Source organism: Haemophilus parahaemolyticus (genome assembly GCF_002015035.1).
Classification (GTDB): Bacteria; Pseudomonadota; Gammaproteobacteria; order Enterobacterales; family Pasteurellaceae; genus Haemophilus_A; species Haemophilus_A parahaemolyticus.
In genome coordinates this window covers 24,659-42,507 of record NZ_MUXY01000001.1, presented here as the reverse complement: position 1 = coordinate 42,507, position 17,849 = coordinate 24,659, and the positions used below count along the sequence as shown (strand labels likewise).

General features: G+C 39.2%; 14 protein-coding genes. 7 read left to right on the top strand and 7 right to left on the bottom strand.

Annotation, left to right across the window (positions count from 1 at the left end; all coding sequences use genetic code 11):
- The first annotated feature begins 89 nt into the window (after positions 1 to 89).
- Positions 90 to 1,955 (top strand): signal peptide peptidase SppA, encoded by a 1,866-nt coding sequence (gene sppA, locus B0185_RS00190; protein ID WP_039863404.1) that lies wholly within the window; start codon positions 90 to 92, stop codon positions 1,953 to 1,955.
- Positions 1,956 to 2,031: 76 nt separating this feature from the next.
- Here sppA and nhaB read toward each other — a convergent pair whose 3' ends face one another.
- Positions 2,032 to 3,576, bottom strand: coding sequence for a sodium/proton antiporter NhaB (nhaB, locus tag B0185_RS00185; RefSeq protein ID WP_005707346.1), 1,545 nt, complete (start codon positions 3,574 to 3,576; stop codon positions 2,032 to 2,034).
- Positions 3,577 to 3,759: 183 nt separating this feature from the next.
- On the opposite strand from nhaB, the gene fadR reads away from it, so the two are divergent.
- Both fadR and B0185_RS00175 read left to right on the top strand, forming a co-directional pair.
- The gene (gene fadR, locus B0185_RS00180; RefSeq protein WP_005707283.1) at positions 3,760 to 4,494 is read left to right on the top strand and encodes a fatty acid metabolism transcriptional regulator FadR; all 735 of its coding nucleotides are present in this window, start codon (positions 3,760 to 3,762) and stop codon (positions 4,492 to 4,494) included.
- 23 nt (positions 4,495 to 4,517) lie between these two features.
- A complete protein-coding gene (locus B0185_RS00175; RefSeq protein ID WP_005707299.1) occupies positions 4,518 to 5,612 on the top strand; it encodes a PhoH family protein in 1,095 nt (364 codons plus the stop codon).
- A 36-nt stretch (positions 5,613 to 5,648) separates the two neighbouring features.
- Here B0185_RS00175 and B0185_RS00170 read toward each other — a convergent pair whose 3' ends face one another.
- A complete protein-coding gene (locus B0185_RS00170) occupies positions 5,649 to 6,488 on the bottom strand; it encodes a CYTH domain-containing protein (RefSeq protein WP_005707315.1) in 840 nt (279 codons plus the stop codon).
- 57 nt (positions 6,489 to 6,545) lie between these two features.
- Here B0185_RS00170 and B0185_RS00165 point away from each other — a divergent pair, with 57 nt between their 5' ends.
- From B0185_RS00165 to serS, 3 genes are read left to right on the top strand one after another with little or no spacing between them, the layout of a single operon-like run.
- The gene (locus B0185_RS00165; RefSeq protein ID WP_005707276.1) at positions 6,546 to 7,949 is read left to right on the top strand and encodes a YcjX family GTP-binding protein; all 1,404 of its coding nucleotides are present in this window, start codon (positions 6,546 to 6,548) and stop codon (positions 7,947 to 7,949) included.
- Between the two features lie 33 nt (positions 7,950 to 7,982).
- Entirely contained in the window at positions 7,983 to 8,465 is a 483-nt protein-coding gene (gene smpB / locus B0185_RS00160; protein ID WP_172461635.1) for an SsrA-binding protein SmpB, read from the top strand.
- A 24-nt stretch (positions 8,466 to 8,489) separates the two neighbouring features.
- Positions 8,490 to 9,797: a serine--tRNA ligase gene (gene serS, locus B0185_RS00155; protein WP_005707382.1), complete on the top strand. Its 1,308-nt coding sequence runs from the start codon at positions 8,490 to 8,492 to the stop codon at positions 9,795 to 9,797.
- 58 nt (positions 9,798 to 9,855) lie between these two features.
- Here serS and B0185_RS00150 read toward each other — a convergent pair whose 3' ends face one another.
- Entirely contained in the window at positions 9,856 to 10,707 is an 852-nt protein-coding gene (locus tag B0185_RS00150) for a thymidylate synthase (RefSeq protein ID WP_005707295.1), read from the bottom strand.
- A gap of 81 nt (positions 10,708 to 10,788) precedes the next feature.
- On the opposite strand from B0185_RS00150, the gene B0185_RS00145 reads away from it, so the two are divergent.
- The gene (locus B0185_RS00145) at positions 10,789 to 11,337 is read left to right on the top strand and encodes a hypothetical protein (protein ID WP_005707317.1); all 549 of its coding nucleotides are present in this window, start codon (positions 10,789 to 10,791) and stop codon (positions 11,335 to 11,337) included.
- 39 nt (positions 11,338 to 11,376) lie between these two features.
- Here B0185_RS00145 and malT read toward each other — a convergent pair whose 3' ends face one another.
- The 4 genes from malT to malK form a co-directional block, all read right to left on the bottom strand.
- Complete coding sequence (malT, locus tag B0185_RS00140) at positions 11,377 to 14,082, bottom strand: HTH-type transcriptional regulator MalT (protein WP_005707304.1); 2,706 nt, start codon at positions 14,080 to 14,082, stop codon at positions 11,377 to 11,379.
- 154 nt (positions 14,083 to 14,236) lie between these two features.
- Positions 14,237 to 15,139: a maltose operon protein MalM gene (gene malM, locus B0185_RS00135; protein ID WP_005707281.1), complete on the bottom strand. Its 903-nt coding sequence runs from the start codon at positions 15,137 to 15,139 to the stop codon at positions 14,237 to 14,239.
- Between the two features lie 118 nt (positions 15,140 to 15,257).
- Positions 15,258 to 16,532, bottom strand: coding sequence for a maltoporin (locus tag B0185_RS00130; RefSeq protein ID WP_005707270.1), 1,275 nt, complete (start codon positions 16,530 to 16,532; stop codon positions 15,258 to 15,260).
- A 38-nt stretch (positions 16,533 to 16,570) separates the two neighbouring features.
- The gene (gene malK / locus B0185_RS00125) at positions 16,571 to 17,704 is read right to left on the bottom strand and encodes a maltose/maltodextrin ABC transporter ATP-binding protein MalK (protein ID WP_005707344.1); all 1,134 of its coding nucleotides are present in this window, start codon (positions 17,702 to 17,704) and stop codon (positions 16,571 to 16,573) included.
- Positions 17,705 to 17,849 lie beyond the last annotated feature (145 nt).

Sequence of the window (17,849 nt, the reverse complement as noted above, 5' to 3'; positions counted from 1 at the left end):
AATAATTTGGCTTATTTTACCTTGGTTTTATTAAATAATCTTTGATTTTGTGCTAATTTAGTCACTCATTTTTTTACTCTGAGATCCCTATGTTAAAGCTACTCAAAGCACTCTACCGAGTGTTCCGCTATATCCGTGAAGGCGTGGTAACACTCTTCTTCCTACTGTTCGTAATGATCAGCTTTGCTTTTGTGTCATTGCTCAGTTCATTTAACGGCAAGGCTGAAACTGAAGCCATGTCAACCTTTGACCACGGTGCGTTAGTGCTCAATTTAAATGGTTATTTGGCAGATAATCGCGAAGAATACCCCGATTTCTACCGCTTGTTAGAAGCTGAAATGGGCAACGAGCAACCACAAAAATACTCTACTTTTGACGTTGCGAATGCTATTCGTCAAGCGAAAGTTGATGAAAAAATTACAGGACTGGTATTAGATTTAGCCAAATTCGAAGGTGGAGATTATCCTTCACTTGATTATCTTGGCAAGCTAATCAAAGATTTCCAAGCATCAGGCAAACCCGTAATTGCAATTGGTCACAGTTTCAGCCAAAAACAATATTATTTGGCGAGCTTTGCCGATCAAATTTACCTCAACAACGCTGGTGCGGTGGAGTTGGAAGGCTTGAAATACAGCACGCTCTATTTCAAATCGTTATTCGACAAAATTGAAGCAACGCCATATATTTTCCGTGTGGGCACTTACAAATCTGCCGTCGAGCCACTGATTCGCGATGAAATGTCTGCAGAAGCCAAGCAAAATGCGACCGCTTGGTTGTATCCAATGTGGCAAAATGTAAAAGAGACATTGGCAGAAAATCGAAAAATTTCTGCCGAAAATATCGTACCGCCATTAGATAAACTGATTGAGATGCGAAAACAAACACAAGGCAATGAAGCTGATTTTGCGTTAAAGCAACAATTTGTGACCCATATCAACAGTCAAGCGGAAATTCGTCAAGCACTTGCGGATAAATTCGGAGCAGACGACGAAAAAGGATTCAAATCCATTGATTACCAAGATTACGCAAGCGGTCTGATTGATCGTTTTAATCGCAAAGGCGAAAACAAAATCGCTGTAGTCAATATTGAGGGCGAAATCACAATGGGTGAAAGCCTAGAAAACACAGCGGGGGCAGACACCATCATTGCTCAACTGCAAAAAGTGAAGCAAGATAAAAGCGTACGAGGCTTAGTACTCCGTATCAACAGCCCTGGTGGCAGTGCTTTAGCTTCGGAGCTAATTCGCCAAGAAGTGGAGGCAATCCAAAAATCAGGCATCCCTGTAGTAAGCTCTATGGGCGGAATGGCTGCATCAGGTGGCTATTGGATTGCAGCAACTAGCGATAAAATTTTAGCCGACAAAAACACGCTCACAGGCTCAATTGGTATCTTTGGTGTGATGTTCAATTTAGAAAAAACCGCGAAAAATTTAGGCATACGAGAAGATGGTATTGCTACCTCACCATTAGCGGAAATCAGCAGTTTAAAACCGTTATCTGAAGAGCAGAAAATGCTGATTCAAATGAGCGTAGAACAAGGCTACCGCGAGTTTTTAGATTTGGTCAGCCGTGGGCGTAATATTGCCAAAGCAGATGTAGATAAAATCGCCCAAGGGCAAGTTTGGTTAGGTGCGGTTGCCAAAGAGAAAGGATTAGTAGACCAACTTGGTGATTTTGATAATGCATTATATGCAATGAGCGAGTTGCTGAAACAACAACGCTCAGAAGACACACCAGCTTACGAAAAATTGGTGCCACAATGGTTTGGCGACCGTGATGAGTCTCTTTTTGCCGAACTTTCACGCAGTTTCAACAGCAAAATACAAGTCAGCTTTGCCAAATGGTTAAACCTTCCGATCGCCAAACAAGCGGACGATTTTGCCCAAACTTTTGCAAAATTTAATGATCCACAATATCGTTATTTATATTGTTTGCAGTGTGGGGAAATCCATTAATAAATACTAAAAAGTAATTCTAAAAAGAGCAGATCATGATGATCTGCTCTTTGTATTTATTCTGCTTTTATTCTCTTTAGCGGTTAATGATCCAGCCCCATTGCAACATTAAATCGGTCATTTCAGGGAGAAGAAATTCAAGTGATAGGAATCCAACCACTGAAAGTACAATGGTGTATGGTAATGCCATCCACACCATTTTACCGTATGAAAGGCGAATAAGCGGTGCAAATGCTGAGGTTAAGAGGAATAAGAACGCTGCTTGACCATTTGGTGTTGCAACCGATGGCAAGTTTGTCCCTGTATTGATTGCCACTGCAATCATATCGAATTGTTCACGACCAATGATACCAGAGGTTAAGGCGTGTTTCGCTTCATTGATGTAAACCGTACCAACGAAAACGTTATCTGAAATCATTGAAAGTAAACCGTTGAAAATATAGAACAACGAGAGTTGTGAATGTGGTTCAGCCGCTAGTACAAAGTGGATGATTGGTTCGAAAAGTTTGAGATCGATAATAACCGCAACCACTGAGAAGAACACGATTAACAAGGCACAGAATGGCATTGATTCTTGGAAAGAGCGACCGAGAGAATGTTCATCAGTGACACCACAAAATGCGGTGGTGAGAATAATCACGGTTAAACCAATAATGCCTACATCAGCAAGATGAAGTGCTAAACCACAAATAAGCCATATACCTGCAACTGCTTGAATCGCCATTTTAAAGCGATCTTGCTTTGTCATTCGTTTTTCCTTGGTTTGATTATAGCGAGCAAGGATGACCCATACACGAAGTGGTAATTTTGCTCCATAGCCAAAGAGTTTAAAACGCTCAACGACTAAACAAGTAATGATACCTGAAATTAATACTGGAATGCTCACAGGCCCTACTCGAATTAAAAATTCTACGAACGGCCATTCTGCTTGCCCTGCGATAATTAAGTTTTGCGGCTCGCCAACCATTGTCATTACGCCGCCTAATGCAGAACCAACGCCTGCGTGCATCAATAAACTACGTAAGAATGCTCGGAATTCTTCTAAAATATATTTATGATTGGTGATTTTATCGTCATTGCTCACATCCAATTGCTCTTCAATTGAGGTATTGCCTGAAGCCACTTGGTGATAAACTGAATAGAAGCCCGTACCCACGCTCATAATCACGGCAATAACAGTTAAGGCATCAAGGAAAGCAGAAAGGAAAGCTGCACTTAAGCAGAATGTTAAAGCGAGAGCCTTTTTAGAACGAATAGAGAGAAGTAGTTTAGTAAAGATATAGAGCAGAAGCTGTTTCATAAAGTAGATGCCAGCCACCATAAACATAAGAAGCAAAATGACATCAAAGTTTGCCATAACTTCTTGCTTGATATGATGCGGACTAGTCATCCCAATTACAACCGCTTCTATCGCCAATAAACCACCAGGTTGAAGTGGATAACATTTCAATGCCATCGCAAGTGTGAAAATAAATTCAGCCACAAGCAACCAGCCTGCAACAAAGGGAGAAACAAAGAAATAAATGATTGGGTTAATAATAAGAAAACTGACGATTGCCAATTTGTACCAATTTGGACTTTTTCCTAAAAAAGTTTTGAAAAATACGTTTGCTCCTTTCATCAGGAACTCCCTGTACAATGAAGATAAGATAAAGAGTAAAAGGCTAATGTGAGTTTGCAATATAATAGAAATTAAGCGACAATACAATTCAATATCGTTGCTTATTTATGCGGTTTTTCTTAGAAAATTTGATAATAATTAAAAAAACGATAAATTTTATTTAGTTTTGCCATTGGGGGCATTTTGGATAACTCAACTATTTTAACTGCACAAAGCCCTGCTGCTTTAGCAGAAGAATATATTGTAAAAAGTATTTGGAATAATCACTTCCCTGCAGGTTCTGACCTACCAGCCGAACGAGAACTTGCCGAACGCATTGGCGTTACGCGCACTACCTTACGTGAGGTATTACAACGCTTAGCCCGCGATGGTTGGTTGCAGATTCAACACGGTAAGGCAACGCGGGTGAATAACATTTGGGAAACAGGTGGTCCAAACATTATCAAAACAATCATCAAATTAGACCGCTCTTATCTACCTATTATAATCTCTAATGTGGTTTCACTACGTACCCGAATGGTTGAATATTATGTGCGTGAAGCAGTAAAAATAGATGCAAAAGCCTCGGCAAATTTATTCTCTGAATTAGATAATTTAGAAAATACCGCTTTTGCTTATGCCTCTTTTGACTACACCCTCTTCCGTCAATTTACTTTTATTGCGAACAAACCTGTTTATGGATTAATTTTAAACAGCTTTAAAGAGATGTATATTCAAGTTGCAAGCCTATTTTTCCGCGAAGAAATTGCTCGCCTTAGCACATTTGAATTTTATAAAACGCTAAAAATACTTTGCGAACAAGGAGACGATGAAGCCGTACAACAATGTATCGCAAAAAATCGCCAACAAAGCGGTATTTATTGGACTAAGATTTTACAAGACTTGCCTGAAGATTTTGGAAAACAAGTTGCTAGCTAAACCCAAGATAAAAAGGAACAATTTTGAACGAAATTATCTTTACTCTTTCTCCTACCGATAACGCCCGCTTGCAATCGCTTTGTGGGGCGTTTGATGAGCATTTAGCTTTGATTGAAAAGAGTTTTAATCTCAGCATTGCTCGTCAAGGTTTTATGTTTACTATTATGGTTACGGAAGATACACACCATTCTGCTACATTATTGCCACAAGCAGCTAAACTTATTCAACAGCTCTATGTTGAAACTGCCCCAATTAAAGGAAAAATCAAAGAGCTCGATTTAGAAGATGTGCATCTTGCTATCCAAGAAAGCCGAATGTTGCTACAAAATCATTGGCAATCGTCTAACCACGGTGAAATTTCAATCAAAACCAAACGAGGCGTGATTAAACCTCGAGGTGAGCACCAACAAGCTTATTTACGTAATATTTTAACGCACGACATCAGCTTCGGGATTGGTCCAGCAGGGACGGGTAAAACCTTCTTAGCGGTGGCAGCAGCAATAGAATCACTGGAACGCCAAGAAATTCGCCGTATTTTGCTTACCCGCCCAGCGGTTGAAGCGGGCGAAAAATTAGGCTTTTTACCAGGGGATTTAGGGCAAAAAATTGAGCCTTATTTACGCCCGCTTTATGATGCCCTATTTGAAATGTTCGGCTTTGAACGTGCCCAAAAATTGATGGAACGAAGTGTGATCGAAATTGCACCGCTTGCCTATATGCGTGGTCGCACACTAAACGATGCTTTCATCATTTTAGATGAAAGTCAAAACACGACGACCGAACAAATGAAAATGTTTTTAACCCGTATTGGTTTTAATTCTAAGGCAGTCATTACAGGTGATGTTACTCAGGTTGATCTTCCTCGTAACCAAAAATCTGGCTTAAAACATGCTATGGAAGTGCTAAAAGATGTGCCAGAATTAAGTTTCAACTTCTTCGACAGTAAAGACATTGTTCGTCATCCTGTGGTTGCTAAAATTGTTCAAGCCTATGATATTTGGGAAGCGGAAGATGAAATTCGCCAGCAGGCATTAAAAGAAGAGCGTAAAGCTCAACGAGAATTAGCAAAATTGGAAGCAGAACAGCAAAAGATTTGGGAAGAAACGAAAGAACTATAAATAGGCGGCTTACCGCCTACTTAAAATAATGAAAAATTAACGAATATTTGCAATTTCTTTTAAGGTGTTGATATTTTTATCTAAATAATTTCTCATTTTCAAATATTCTTGTAATTCCACCACTTTATATCGCTTAAACTCAGAAAATTCGTGCACAAAAATTTGATAAATTTCTTCATCTGGATAAAGACGTAAATAATCAGCTAATTGCTGTTCCAGTGTATAATTTTTTTCTTTTTTGACCGCTTGTAAAATTTCTTGTTTAAAACGCTCAGGCCTGCCAACAATATAACCGCGTTGTGCTTTGCTTAAACTGCTTAACCACATTCCATTTAATTTGGGCATTTGCTCAATAAGCTGAAAAATATCCGCTAATGCTCCTGTTTTTAATTCAAATTCAAGCTCACAAATTTTTTCCGAACCGAATGGATTTTTTACTTCGCCTTGGTCGAGCACCACTTCAATTTGTGATTTGTTTATCTCAATTAACCATTGGTGGCGTAGAAAATCGGTGCTGAACGTTGGTTGAAGATTTGCTGAAACCTGTTCTGCTTGTTCAATTTGCAAATTAAAATGAGAAATCAACCGCTTAAAATCAGGCTTTTCATTCTCTAATGGCAGATTATATTCAGGACGAATATGCAAACCGCCTACAATCTCGCCTTTAGTTTTGAGCGTCATTTCATAATGCTGATTTTTCGATCGCACACGAAAGCCCATTTGATTAAGGGCAAAATATTGTTCTGGCGTATCGAAATAAGTGTTGCCTAATGCCGTTTCACTTTCATCTAGAACCCGTTGCATTGCAAGCCATTGCGTAATTGGCACAATGTTTTGTGCCTCAAGCATAATCTTTAATTCAATCTCATTTTCCATTTTTTGTTCTGCCTATTTTTGATATGATCGGAAGATTATTTTATCAGAAAACCTATTATGTTTAATCGAATTAAAAATGAACTCCAAACCTTAGTTCAACGTGGCTTAGATAACCACTTACGCTTGGCGATAACAGGATTAAGCCGAAGCGGAAAAACGGCGTTTATTACTAGCCTTGTCGATCAACTTTTGCATTCTCAAACAGCAAACCTTCCCCTATTTCAGGCAGTAAAATCGGGGCAAATTGTCTCGGTCAAACGCATTGAACAGGGGGATTTAACCATTCCTCGTTTTGAATATGATAAAAATCGTCAATGTTTAGAAGAAACGCCTGCACGTTGGTGTGATTCCACGCGTGGCATCAGTGAAATTCGCTTAGCCATTCGCTATAAACGTAAGGGCATTTCTCGCCATTTAGCAGAAGAAAATACGCTCTATCTAGATATTTTTGACTACCCAGGTGAATGGCTGCTGGATTTACCAATCTTAAATCAATCTTTTAAAGAATGGTGCGAAGCACAGCAATTAGTACACACTGGAAAACGTGCAGAGTTAGCGAAAGAATGGTTACAAGCGGTCGAAAATTTGGATCTTTTTACAAAAGCCGATGAAAACCAACTTGCAAATTTAAGTGAAAAATACACCGCTTATTTATTAGAATGCAAAGCAAATGGAATGCAGTATATTCAACCTGGGCGATTTGTGCTACCTGATCAAAATATGCAAGGTGCACCTGTTCTACAATTCTTTCCATTATTAAATTTAACGGAAACGGATTGGGGAAAATTAGAAAAAGCAGATAAAAATAGCACCTATAAAATGTTGGAAAAACGCTATTACCATTACCAGCAAAAAATAGTAAAACCGTTTTATGATCATTATTTTTCTCGTTTTGATCGTCAGGTAATTTTGGCTGATTGTTTAACGCCATTAAATCACGGTTATCATGAATTTATGGAGATGAAAATCGGCTTGCAGCAATTGTTTAAACATTTTCATTATGGCACGAGAAATTTATTTTCTCGCCTTTTTTCCGCACATATTGATAAATTGCTATTTTTAGCGACCAAAGCCGATCATATTACGCCAGAACAAATTCCGAATTTAGAAAGTTTAATGCGACAATTGGTTTTAGAAGGCGGAAATCACACCGCTTTTGAGGGCATTAAAGAGCTAGGCTATTATGCGATTTCAAGCATCAAAGCAACTGATGTAGTGAATGTGACCAAAGATGGGCAATCTTTCAAAGCGGTAAAAGGTGTGCGTTCCAATAATCCATCACAAGTGTCGGTCACTTATCCAGGTAGCGTACCGAGCCGTTTGCCGAATGCAAGTTATTGGCAATATAATCAGTTCGATTTTGACCAGTTTGAACCGAAACATATTGAATATGATGAGCCTATTCCACATTTACGGATGGATGCAGTGCTACAGTTTTTATTGGCTGATATGTTAGATTAGGGTAAAATCGGTTTTATTTTTAACAAGAATTGAATTATGGCAAAGAAACCAAAAGTAGCTTCGAATACTATCGCACTAAATAAGCGTGCTCGTCACGAATATTTTATCGAAGAGGAAATTGAAGCAGGCTTAGAATTACAAGGCTGGGAAGTAAAATCCTTACGTGCAGGAAAGGCAAATATTGGTGATAGCTATGTTACTTTCCGCAATGGTGAAGCCTTTTTATTTGGGGCGACCATCACCCCATTAAACGTGGCTTCCACCCATATTGTAGCAGATCCAACACGCACCCGTAAATTGTTGCTCAACAAACGTGAACTAGACTCTCTCTTTGGTAAAGTAAACCGTGATGGGATGACCGTTGTAGCACTTTCTGTTTACTGGAAAGCAGCCTGGGCAAAAGTGAAAATTGGTGTGGCGAAAGGTAAAAAACTGCACGATAAACGTGAAGATATTAAAGATCGCGAGTGGCAAGTTGCAAAACAACGCATTATGAAAAACGCTGCTCGTAGCTAACATTTTAAACAAAAGGAATACACAATGATCGACCAAAACCTTCTGCGTACTCACTTAGATGAAGTAGCAAACGCATTAAAAATAAAACGCAACTTTATTTTAGACGTTGAACAAGTAAAAGCGTTAGAAGAACAACGTAAAGTATTGCAAGTGAAAACGGAAACTTTACAGGCAGAACGCAATGCTCGTTCTAAAAATATCGGTGCAGCAAAAGCACGTGGCGAAGATATTTCTGTTTTATTGGCAGAAGTGGATAATATGGGCAATGAGCTTAATGAAGCGAAAAAAACTCTTGATGAAGTGCAAGTGAAAATTAAAGAGTTGCTTTTAAACGTACCAAATTTACCTGCGGAAGAAGTGCCATTAGGTAAAGACGATAGCGAAAACTTAGAAGTTGCTCGTTGGGGCGAACCACGTCAATTTGATTTTGAAATTAAAGATCACGTAACCCTAGGTGAAAACTTAGGCGGATTAGATTTTGGTGCTGGTGCAAAATTAACCGCAAGCCGTTTTGTGGTAATGAAAGGTAAATTAGCCCGCTTACACCGTGCGTTATCGCAATTTATGCTGGATTTACACACCGAACAACACGGTTATGTGGAAACAAATGTACCATTCTTAGTAAACCACGACAGCTTATTCGGCACAGGTCAATTGCCAAAATTTGGTGAAGATTTATTCCACACTCAACCATTAACAGGTCAAGATCCTAATGAGGTTCAACGCTCATTTAGCTTGATTCCAACCGCTGAAGTACCAGTGACGAACTTAGTACGGGATGAAATTATTGAAGAAGAAAAACTTCCGTTAAAATTGACCGCTCACACCCCTTGTTTCCGTTCAGAAGCAGGTTCTTACGGTCGCGATACTCGCGGTTTAATCCGTATGCACCAATTCGAAAAAGTGGAAATGGTACAAATTGTTGCACCTGAAAAATCAATGGAAGCGTTAGAAGAATTAACGGGACATGCTGAAAAAGTATTACAACTTTTAGGCTTACCGTACCGCAAAGTATTACTCTGCACGGGCGATATGGGCTTCGGTTCTTGTAAAACTTACGATTTAGAAGTGTGGTTACCTGCTCAAGATACTTACCGTGAAATTTCTTCTTGCTCAAATATGTGGGATTTCCAAGCGCGCCGTATGGCAGCTCGTTGCAAAGCAAAAAACGATAAGAAAACCCGTTTGGTTCACACCTTAAACGGTTCTGGTTTAGCGGTTGGTCGTACCCTTGTTGCAGTGTTAGAAAACTACCAAAACGCTGACGGTTCAATTACTGTGCCTGAAGTGTTACGCCCATATATGGGTGGGGTAGAAGTGATTACAGCTTAAGCCTTCTTAAACAAAACGCAGAAATTCTGAAAATTTCTGCGTTTTTATCTACTTTTCATTACACTGAAAATGGATACTGAATACTCTGGTGGTATTCATAGCCTTCTACTTTGAAATCATCGAGCGTAACCCAAGTTTCTAAATCTTCAAGTGATTTAATATCTGGGTTGATAATTAGTTTCGGTACAGACAGTGGTTCTCGCTTGAGCTGCACATCACGCATAAGCTCAAGTTGATCTTCATAAATATGTGCATTCACAATTTTATGGAATGCTTGCCCTGCTGTGTGTCCTGTGATTTGAGCCATTAACGCAAGGAAAGTGTAACATTGAATCATATTCCAGTTTAATCCAAGTGGCACATCGGCAGAACGTTGTGTACTATTTAAGTAGAGTTTACCGTCTAAAAGTGAGAAGTGATGGCTATGCAGGCAAGGGCGTAAGCAACCTAAATCAAACGCACCAGGATGATAGAAAGTATAAATTTCGCCACGATTATCAATACCGCGTTTTAAATCATCGACAATTTGACAAAGCAGATCGACAGAACCGCCATTAGGCTTTGGGAAGTTACGTCCAATTGCTCCATAAACTAATCCCATATCATCTTCACCTTTTCGATACGGGTTATTAAGCCAAGCTGTATTTTCATTAGCATTGGCATCCCAAGATTTTGTGCCTAAGGCACGGAAATCAACAGCATTACTGTAACCACGAATATAACCCAATAGTTCAGCAATAGCCGCTTTCCAGAAACTACGGCGAGTAGTAACAAGAGGAAATTCGCCATTTTCAACATTGTAGGTTAAATCAGCGTTAATTACTGTTAAACAACGCTTACCAGTGCGTTCATTGGCTACCCATTTGCCTTCATTCACGATACGATTACACAAATCAAGATACTGTTTCATTCAATCCTCAAGCAAAAATATTTTATTTCGGGTAGAATTGTATCAGTTTTAATATTTCCAAAAAAGAAATCAGGAGTAAAAATGAAAAACCTTGTAAAAATCTTTTTAATTTGCACAGTTGGTTTCCTTGCCGCTTGTTCCAATAAAAATACGACATTACCACGCTTAAGCGAAACTGAACTAGATCAAAAATCTTATGCCATTGCTTATAGCGTAACAGGGCAAACCTATAAAGATCGTGTTACCAAAGATTACGATATTGCTCAATTTACTCAAGGCGTAACAAATTGGTATTACAACCGTGTGCCAATGCCGATTGAGCAAATTCAAGCCTTAACCATCAACCGTTTAGTCGATCATAAAGAATATGCCTATAATAGCGGTGTGCTTTTTGCCGATGCTTTCCAACAAAAAGTGAATTATCTTGATCCAAGTTGTTGGGGCTTGCTACATAAGCCAAGTATGATCCAAGGGATTGATGATGCAATGCACGACTTGCAAAAAAGGAATCAAGTTCGTGATGATGAATATATCCGCAATGGTTCAGATCAAATTATTCAATTATGTGTAAAAACCATTGTTTATGATGAAAAACAGCCAAAAGAGAATATTAAAAAAACAACAAAATAGATAAAAGTTTGAAGGCAGAATATGAATTCTGCCTTTTTCTTAATTATACCCCATCATCTTCAATAAACTCTTCGTATACTCAATCGCCTCAATCCTATTTTCAACACCAATCTTTTGGTATAGGTTGCGTATGTGCGTTTTGATTGTGGTTATTGCAACGACTAATTCTTGAGAAATTTGTTCATTGCTATAACCTGCATAAATTAGCCCAAGCACTTGCCATTCGCGGGAAGTGAGCGGGCTTATTTTGAGCAGTTCAGGCAGCTGTGGATTTTTCAGTAAATGACTCACAAACTCTTCATCAAAATGGGCGAACTTATGACGATGATGCTGGTTAATGCTACGTAAAATAAATTTCGCTTTATGCGTCGATAAATCATCTAACACATTGATTTGCAGTAATTGGCGGATTTGTTCAGCCATCAATTCGCCTTCAATCACGAACGCACTAATAAAATTAGTTTGTTGGCTGAGATTTAAGGCTTGGATTAAATCGCGTTGAGCTAAATCGTACTGGTCTTGTTGATAATAAATGCGATTGCGTAAAATCAAAGCTCGTTGTGTATCACTAATTAAATTAAAGATTGCCGTGGTTTTTAATAAGCGGTTTACGATCTCTAATGCTTTATCAAACTGTGCTTGCAACAAATAGCAGCGGGCAATATTTCGCCATTGGCGTTGCAAGAAATGATTATGATCTTGAGTCGGGAATGTGGTTTGTGCCAACCACCCTTCAAGCGGTGCTTTTTCTTCGCTAATTTGCCAATAATAGAGCTGAACTTCATCAAAAGTCGTTAGCCAATCGCGATGAACAGAATGGCTAGCAAGTAGATTTTTACCTTGTTCAATTAAGCGGGAAGCATTCGTTAAATTTCCTTTAGTGAGAGAAATTTTTGCGATCAATGCCAAGCAATGGGCTTGTTCACTCTCTTTTTCAAGCACTTCTATCCCCGCATTTGCCATCTCCTCAGCTTCATCTAAGTGATGCCATTCCCACAAAATTTGTCCGCGTAAACGGAATAAAAATTCGTGCATCGGAATTTTGTGTAAAAGTTGAGCCTGTTGCGTCGTATCTTTCAGTAAATCATAAGCAGATTGTAGAAAACCTTGAGCGGAAAGCATTTCAGCTTGCTGTAATTTTGACCAGAGCCATTGATGATAAGCAGAGTGCTCTAACGCCATCTTTTCTACTTTTTGCATTCGCTGCAAACCTTCTTTGAGGTAACCTTGGCAATGTTGTGCTTCGCCAATAATAGAATTAGCGACAATTTGAGCATAGCCCACTTTAGAAGAAAAATGTACTAAAGCACGATTCGCAAGCTGGTAAGCTAAATCCTCATTGCCTTCATTAATCGCAACTTGAGCTTGCAAGGCTTCAAAATGAGCCTGTAAATCCTCTTCAAGCGGTTGATTTGGTTTAAAATTTTGCAAGATTCCCGAGACTTCTTGATAACGATGCTGGCTTTGTGATAGCCACGCTTTCAGCAGCACTAAATTCGAATCCTGCCAAATCTGCTCAGCAGGCATTAAATTTAAACACTCTTCGAGTAATTTTAATTGTCCTTGATGGAATAATTTCCAACCATATTCTTGCAATACTTTATAAAGTAATGCTGGCTCTTCTAAAATTTGAGCGTGATATAAGGCTTCTGTGCCATTACCTAGCTTTAGCCATTCTGTTATAGCAAGGTGATGTAATGTTCGCCAAGTTTGAGGGTGTTCCATTCGGCAACGTTGGCGTAAAAAATCAGATAAAATCGGGTGAAATTGCCACCACGTTTCGCCATTCTCATGAATATTACGTTGTACAAATAAGCCTTGTTTTTCTAATTCTGCAAGTTGATAAATCCCATTTTCTGCTTGCGTTAAAGCGAATACGAGGCGTTCATTCATCTTATGTAGCAGAGCACAACATTGCATAAAATATTGCGTTTGTGATGGAATGAAATGGAAGACTTCCTCGCTCAAATAATCTTCTATATATTGCTGACTCAGGCTAGCAAATAATTTCTCTGGTGTATTAAGCCATTCTAGGGAAGTTTTTAAACTAAAGCAAAGTAGTTGTAGTGCACTAATCCAACCTTGCGTGTGCTCATAGAGGAGATGAAGTGCTGTTTCACTTAGGGTAATATGCGTTGCTTGTTCAATCAATTGACGACTTTGTTCAAGATCGAAGGCTAAATCATTTACGCCTATTTCAAGCAATTTCTCACGCAATCGTAATTGTGTGATGCTGATGGGAGGAAGCGTACGAGAAAGCAGAATGAGATGCATCATTTCAGGCTGATGCTTTAGCCAAAATCGGATTGCTTCGTGAATTTCTGCATTTTCGATCAGATGATAATCATCCAAAATAAGATAAAAAGGGGAACGAATGCTTTGTAATTCAAGCAAGAGTTCATGAAAATAGCGGGTAAGATCATCTTGAAAGAGGCAATGACTAAAAGAGAGATGCGTTGCGTCCCGTAATGCTTGTGTAAAATAGCGAGCAAATTCGACCGCTTGATTATCACTTTTATCTAAACTTAACCAGCTAACTCGCTGATGTTTTGCAGTTTGAATAGCTTGCCATTCAGCCATTAAGGTCGTTTTGCCATAACCTGCTGGAGCAGCAAGTAGGGTGAGTGGATAATTTTTTGCTTTTTCTAATTTTGCCAATAAGGCAGGGCGTTCAATCTTATTTTCTTTTTTCGAAAAATGAGCGATAAATTTACTCGACATTAAACCCGAAATTAGAGCTGGCATCCTTTCTTTTCCTCTTTTTATGATGTATATCAGTTTGATTTTAGCAATTTTTTACAGAAAATGGGGGAGAAATTTCTGGTAACCAGAATATAAAAAAGCCATCACGGTGTTGCAGCAGTGATGGCAAAAGGATCATTATGATAAAAAGATAGGATTATTTAGATGAAACTTGCTGTAAGAAAATTTTACGAGGTTGAGTTAAGCCTAATTTTTCTGCTTCATTGACCAAGTTCATTGCTTTATTAATGTCATGATTTTTCAGCGCACTTTTCACCGCTTGGTTGAAATATTGCTCCGTAGTTTGCTCTACAGGCTGAGCAAGCGGTTCATTTTTAACGCTTTTTTGCATTTTGCTCGCCGTTGGTTTCGCCTCTCCCACGCTTTGCGTAGGTGCAGTTTGTGCTTTACTTTCAAAGATCGCACCGCCTTTAGCAATATTACCTAAACCGACAAATTGCGTTGATTGTATGCCATCCACTTCTAACTCGATTTTACCTGAATTGGTATGTTTGACCATAATATCGGCAATTGCTGGCGGTTGGTTGCCTTTTGCCTTTTCATAGAGTTTAGCAGGGTGGGTGAATTGGGTTTGCCCATTCAGATCTTGTTCAGTGGTGTAGAGAAGCACATAAACAAAATCTTGTCCTGAAACAGGGGTTAAGCTTAATTCAGCTTGTAATTGGTTACCTTCTAATCCTCGCTCTTCCGCTTTCTTAAATTGGGAGGCTGGATATTTGAGAGAAACATTGTAATCGCTATCAAGCACTAATACATTCGGTACAAAAATGTGGTTGTTATCTACGACCAAGCTTTTGATTTTGATATTTAATGTGCCTTGATTGGCAGGAATTTTGTAACCAATAACGGCACTCTCTGTGCCTGTAAGATTTTTAGCGAAGGCGACAATTTTTGCCTCGTTCACATCGCTGGTAATTTTTTGCGATAAATCGACCGCTTGCCAATTGAAATTAGCGAGTTCTGTTTTAGATGGTTCGTTTGCAAAAATAGCACTTGAAAGGGCAAGAGCGGAAAATAAAAGGGAGAGTTTGAATTTCATAAATTATCCCCTGAAATATTCATTGTAATAAATTGTAGGAGTAGGGTTTATCCCCGTCCAATAATACGAAAAGGACAGGGATAGCCCCTGTCCCTACGATATATGACGGTGTTAGATATTACCACCAAGCCTCAAATTGTACGCCACCGATAAATTCGCCATCTTTCGCTTTGTAACCTTGGTTAGTGCGAGCTGCGGTATTGAATTTATCATTCCAGTGTGCGTAAGTGCCGAATACACGGATTGCCGGGCGAGCCCAAATGCTGTTACCTGCTTGCCATTGTTGTGCAACAGTGTATTTCATTAAATCATTTTTCTTGCCAGTGGCTTGATCTTTAATGCGGTCGTAGCCCACTTCTAATAAAGTGCTCATCGTGTCTGTCCATTTATACATTGGACGGATGCCAGCAGAGTACCACGTTTTGCCTTGTTTGTTATCTAAATCATTTTTTTGATAGATTAAGGCATACATGACTTCTACTTTATCACTTGCTTGGAATGTACCTTGGTTGATTAAGCGAAGCATATTGCCGCGTTTATCTGCAGAACTACCACTAGCATGTCCCGCACCATCCACCATTGAGTCTTTTGCATATTGTACGGTAAATTTATTGAAGCCGCCGAAGAAGTTACCTTGGGTGTATTCTGCTGTACCCATATAGCCTTTTTTCACTGCGTTATCGTTAACGAAATGTGCATCATCTTTGGTGTGGGCTTTAGCATAATCGAAACCTAATTCTAATGAACCATCTTTCCATAATTCAATATTCGCTAAACGAACATCAAATACATCGTTATAAACCGATTTTTTCTGCTTACGATCGCTCTTATAGTTTTTGGTTGCGTGGTCATAATAGTAAGAGAATGCACCATCACGCTCAGTATTACGAGTTGCTGCTACAGATAATTTGCCAAAGCCTAAATCAATATTCTCAACCCCTGCACCAGGACCAGAAATATCCCAGTAGTAGAAGTCGTTCATATGCACATCGTGACGTTGGTAGAAGCGTTTACCTGCCCATAATGTTGCACCAGGTAACACATCTGCAAAGTTTTTAAATTGTGCATTTAATTCGCGTAGTGCTGGGCTAGTATCTGTCCAGTCGTTATCATTTAACGTACCGCCATAAGCAACGTTAGAATCAAAGTAGATAGATTTCTCACCTGATTTAAATAGTTCTTGACCTAATTTAAATTCTGCATAGGTATCAGATTCATTACCTAAACGGTATTTAGAACCACCACCATTTACCGAGAACGCAGATTGTTCACCACCGCCTGATGTCCAGCCAATGCCTGAACGAGCATAACCATGAAAATCAACAGCAAATGCTGTGCTAGAAAGTAATGCACCAGATACGATTGTCGCTAATACTGTTTTATTAAGGCTCATAATAAGCTCCTTTAGTTTTGTCATTATGTAAAAACAGGTTAAACACCCAACTCTTTATATAAACGTCTGCACGCTGAACCATCTTCGCGGAACAGGTGACATCGATTCGGATTGATACCGATTGCCATTTCATCGCCCTCTTTGACTAACACGATGTCATTTTGGCGATAAACAATATTTTGTTTAATTGCAGGTAATTCGAGATAAACTTGCGTTTCGTGCCCTAATTGTTCCACCACTTTTACCGTGCCTTTAATACAAATTTCGCTGTGTTCGCAAGGGAGTAAATGCTCTGGACGAATACCTAATGAAACGTTATCGCCCACATTTAAGCCCCTGCCTTCCACAGGAATCCAGAAACTCACGTGATCGGCATCAAGCATTTCAATTTTAACTGCGTCCTCTTTCACCTCTAACACACGCACAGGTAAAAAGTTCATTTTTGGTGAACCGATAAATCCCGCGACAAAACGGTTAGCAGGATAGTGATAAAGCTCTAATGGGCGCCCCACCTGAGCAACATTACTCTCAATGTTGTCGCTGTTTGCTTGTAATACCACGATCTTATCAGCGAGAGTCATGGCTTCGACTTGATCGTGGGTCACATAAATCATTGTGCGGTTGAGTTTTTTGTGGAGTTTAGAAATTTCTACCCGCATTTGTACACGTAATGCCGCATCAAGGTTAGAAAGGGGTTCATCAAGCAAAAAGACTTCTGGTTGTGAAACTAATGTACGCCCAATTGCGACACGCTGACGCTGACCGCCTGAAAGCTCTTTCGGTTTGCGGGTTAAAAGGTGAGCAAGTTGTAGAATTTCTGCTACTTGGTTCACGCGTTGCTCAATTTCCTCTTTTTTTGCCCCTGCTAATTTCAAGCCGAACGACATATTTTCCGCAATCGTTAAGTGCGGATAGAGTGCATAAGATTGGAATACCATCCCGATATTACGATTGGCGGGTGGCACATCATTCATTTTTTTATCGCCAATAAATAAATCACCTGAAGTGATTTCATCTAAACCTGCAATCATACGAAGAAGGGTTGATTTGCCGCAACCAGATGGACCGACGAAAACGACAAATTCACCATCTTTAATATCTAAATTGACGTTTTTAGAAATATGTACGTTGCCATAAGATTTGCAAACATTGACTAATCGAACATCGGTCATTTGGGAATCCTCACAAAGCGGTGGAATTTTTAGCTTAATTCGCACCTAACTGAACTTGTCGATAATTTAAGGATTTTTTAGGAGGAGTACATCATACTTTTGTAATTTTTTTGCATAGTGAAATAGAACTTTTTTACGCCATTTT

Excerpts from the sequence above, each read along its gene's own strand:
- nhaB (WP_005707346.1), bottom strand. The coding sequence starts at position 3,576 with ATGAAAGGAGCAAACGTATTTTTCAAAACTTTTTTAGGAAAAAGTCCA.
- serS (WP_005707382.1), top strand. The coding sequence starts at position 8,490 with ATGATCGACCAAAACCTTCTGCGTACTCACTTAGATGAAGTAGCAAAC.
- sppA (WP_039863404.1), top strand. The coding sequence starts at position 90 with ATGTTAAAGCTACTCAAAGCACTCTACCGAGTGTTCCGCTATATCCGT.
- malM (WP_005707281.1), bottom strand. The coding sequence starts at position 15,139 with ATGAAATTCAAACTCTCCCTTTTATTTTCCGCTCTTGCCCTTTCAAGT.
- malK (WP_005707344.1), bottom strand. The coding sequence starts at position 17,704 with ATGACCGATGTTCGATTAGTCAATGTTTGCAAATCTTATGGCAACGTA.
- B0185_RS00170 (WP_005707315.1), bottom strand. The coding sequence starts at position 6,488 with ATGGAAAATGAGATTGAATTAAAGATTATGCTTGAGGCACAAAACATT.
- B0185_RS00145 (WP_005707317.1), top strand. The coding sequence starts at position 10,789 with ATGAAAAACCTTGTAAAAATCTTTTTAATTTGCACAGTTGGTTTCCTT.
- B0185_RS00150 (WP_005707295.1), bottom strand. The coding sequence starts at position 10,707 with ATGAAACAGTATCTTGATTTGTGTAATCGTATCGTGAATGAAGGCAAA.
- B0185_RS00165 (WP_005707276.1), top strand. The coding sequence starts at position 6,546 with ATGTTTAATCGAATTAAAAATGAACTCCAAACCTTAGTTCAACGTGGC.
- B0185_RS00130 (WP_005707270.1), bottom strand. The coding sequence starts at position 16,532 with ATGAGCCTTAATAAAACAGTATTAGCGACAATCGTATCTGGTGCATTA.
- malT (WP_005707304.1), bottom strand. The coding sequence starts at position 14,082 with ATGCCAGCTCTAATTTCGGGTTTAATGTCGAGTAAATTTATCGCTCAT.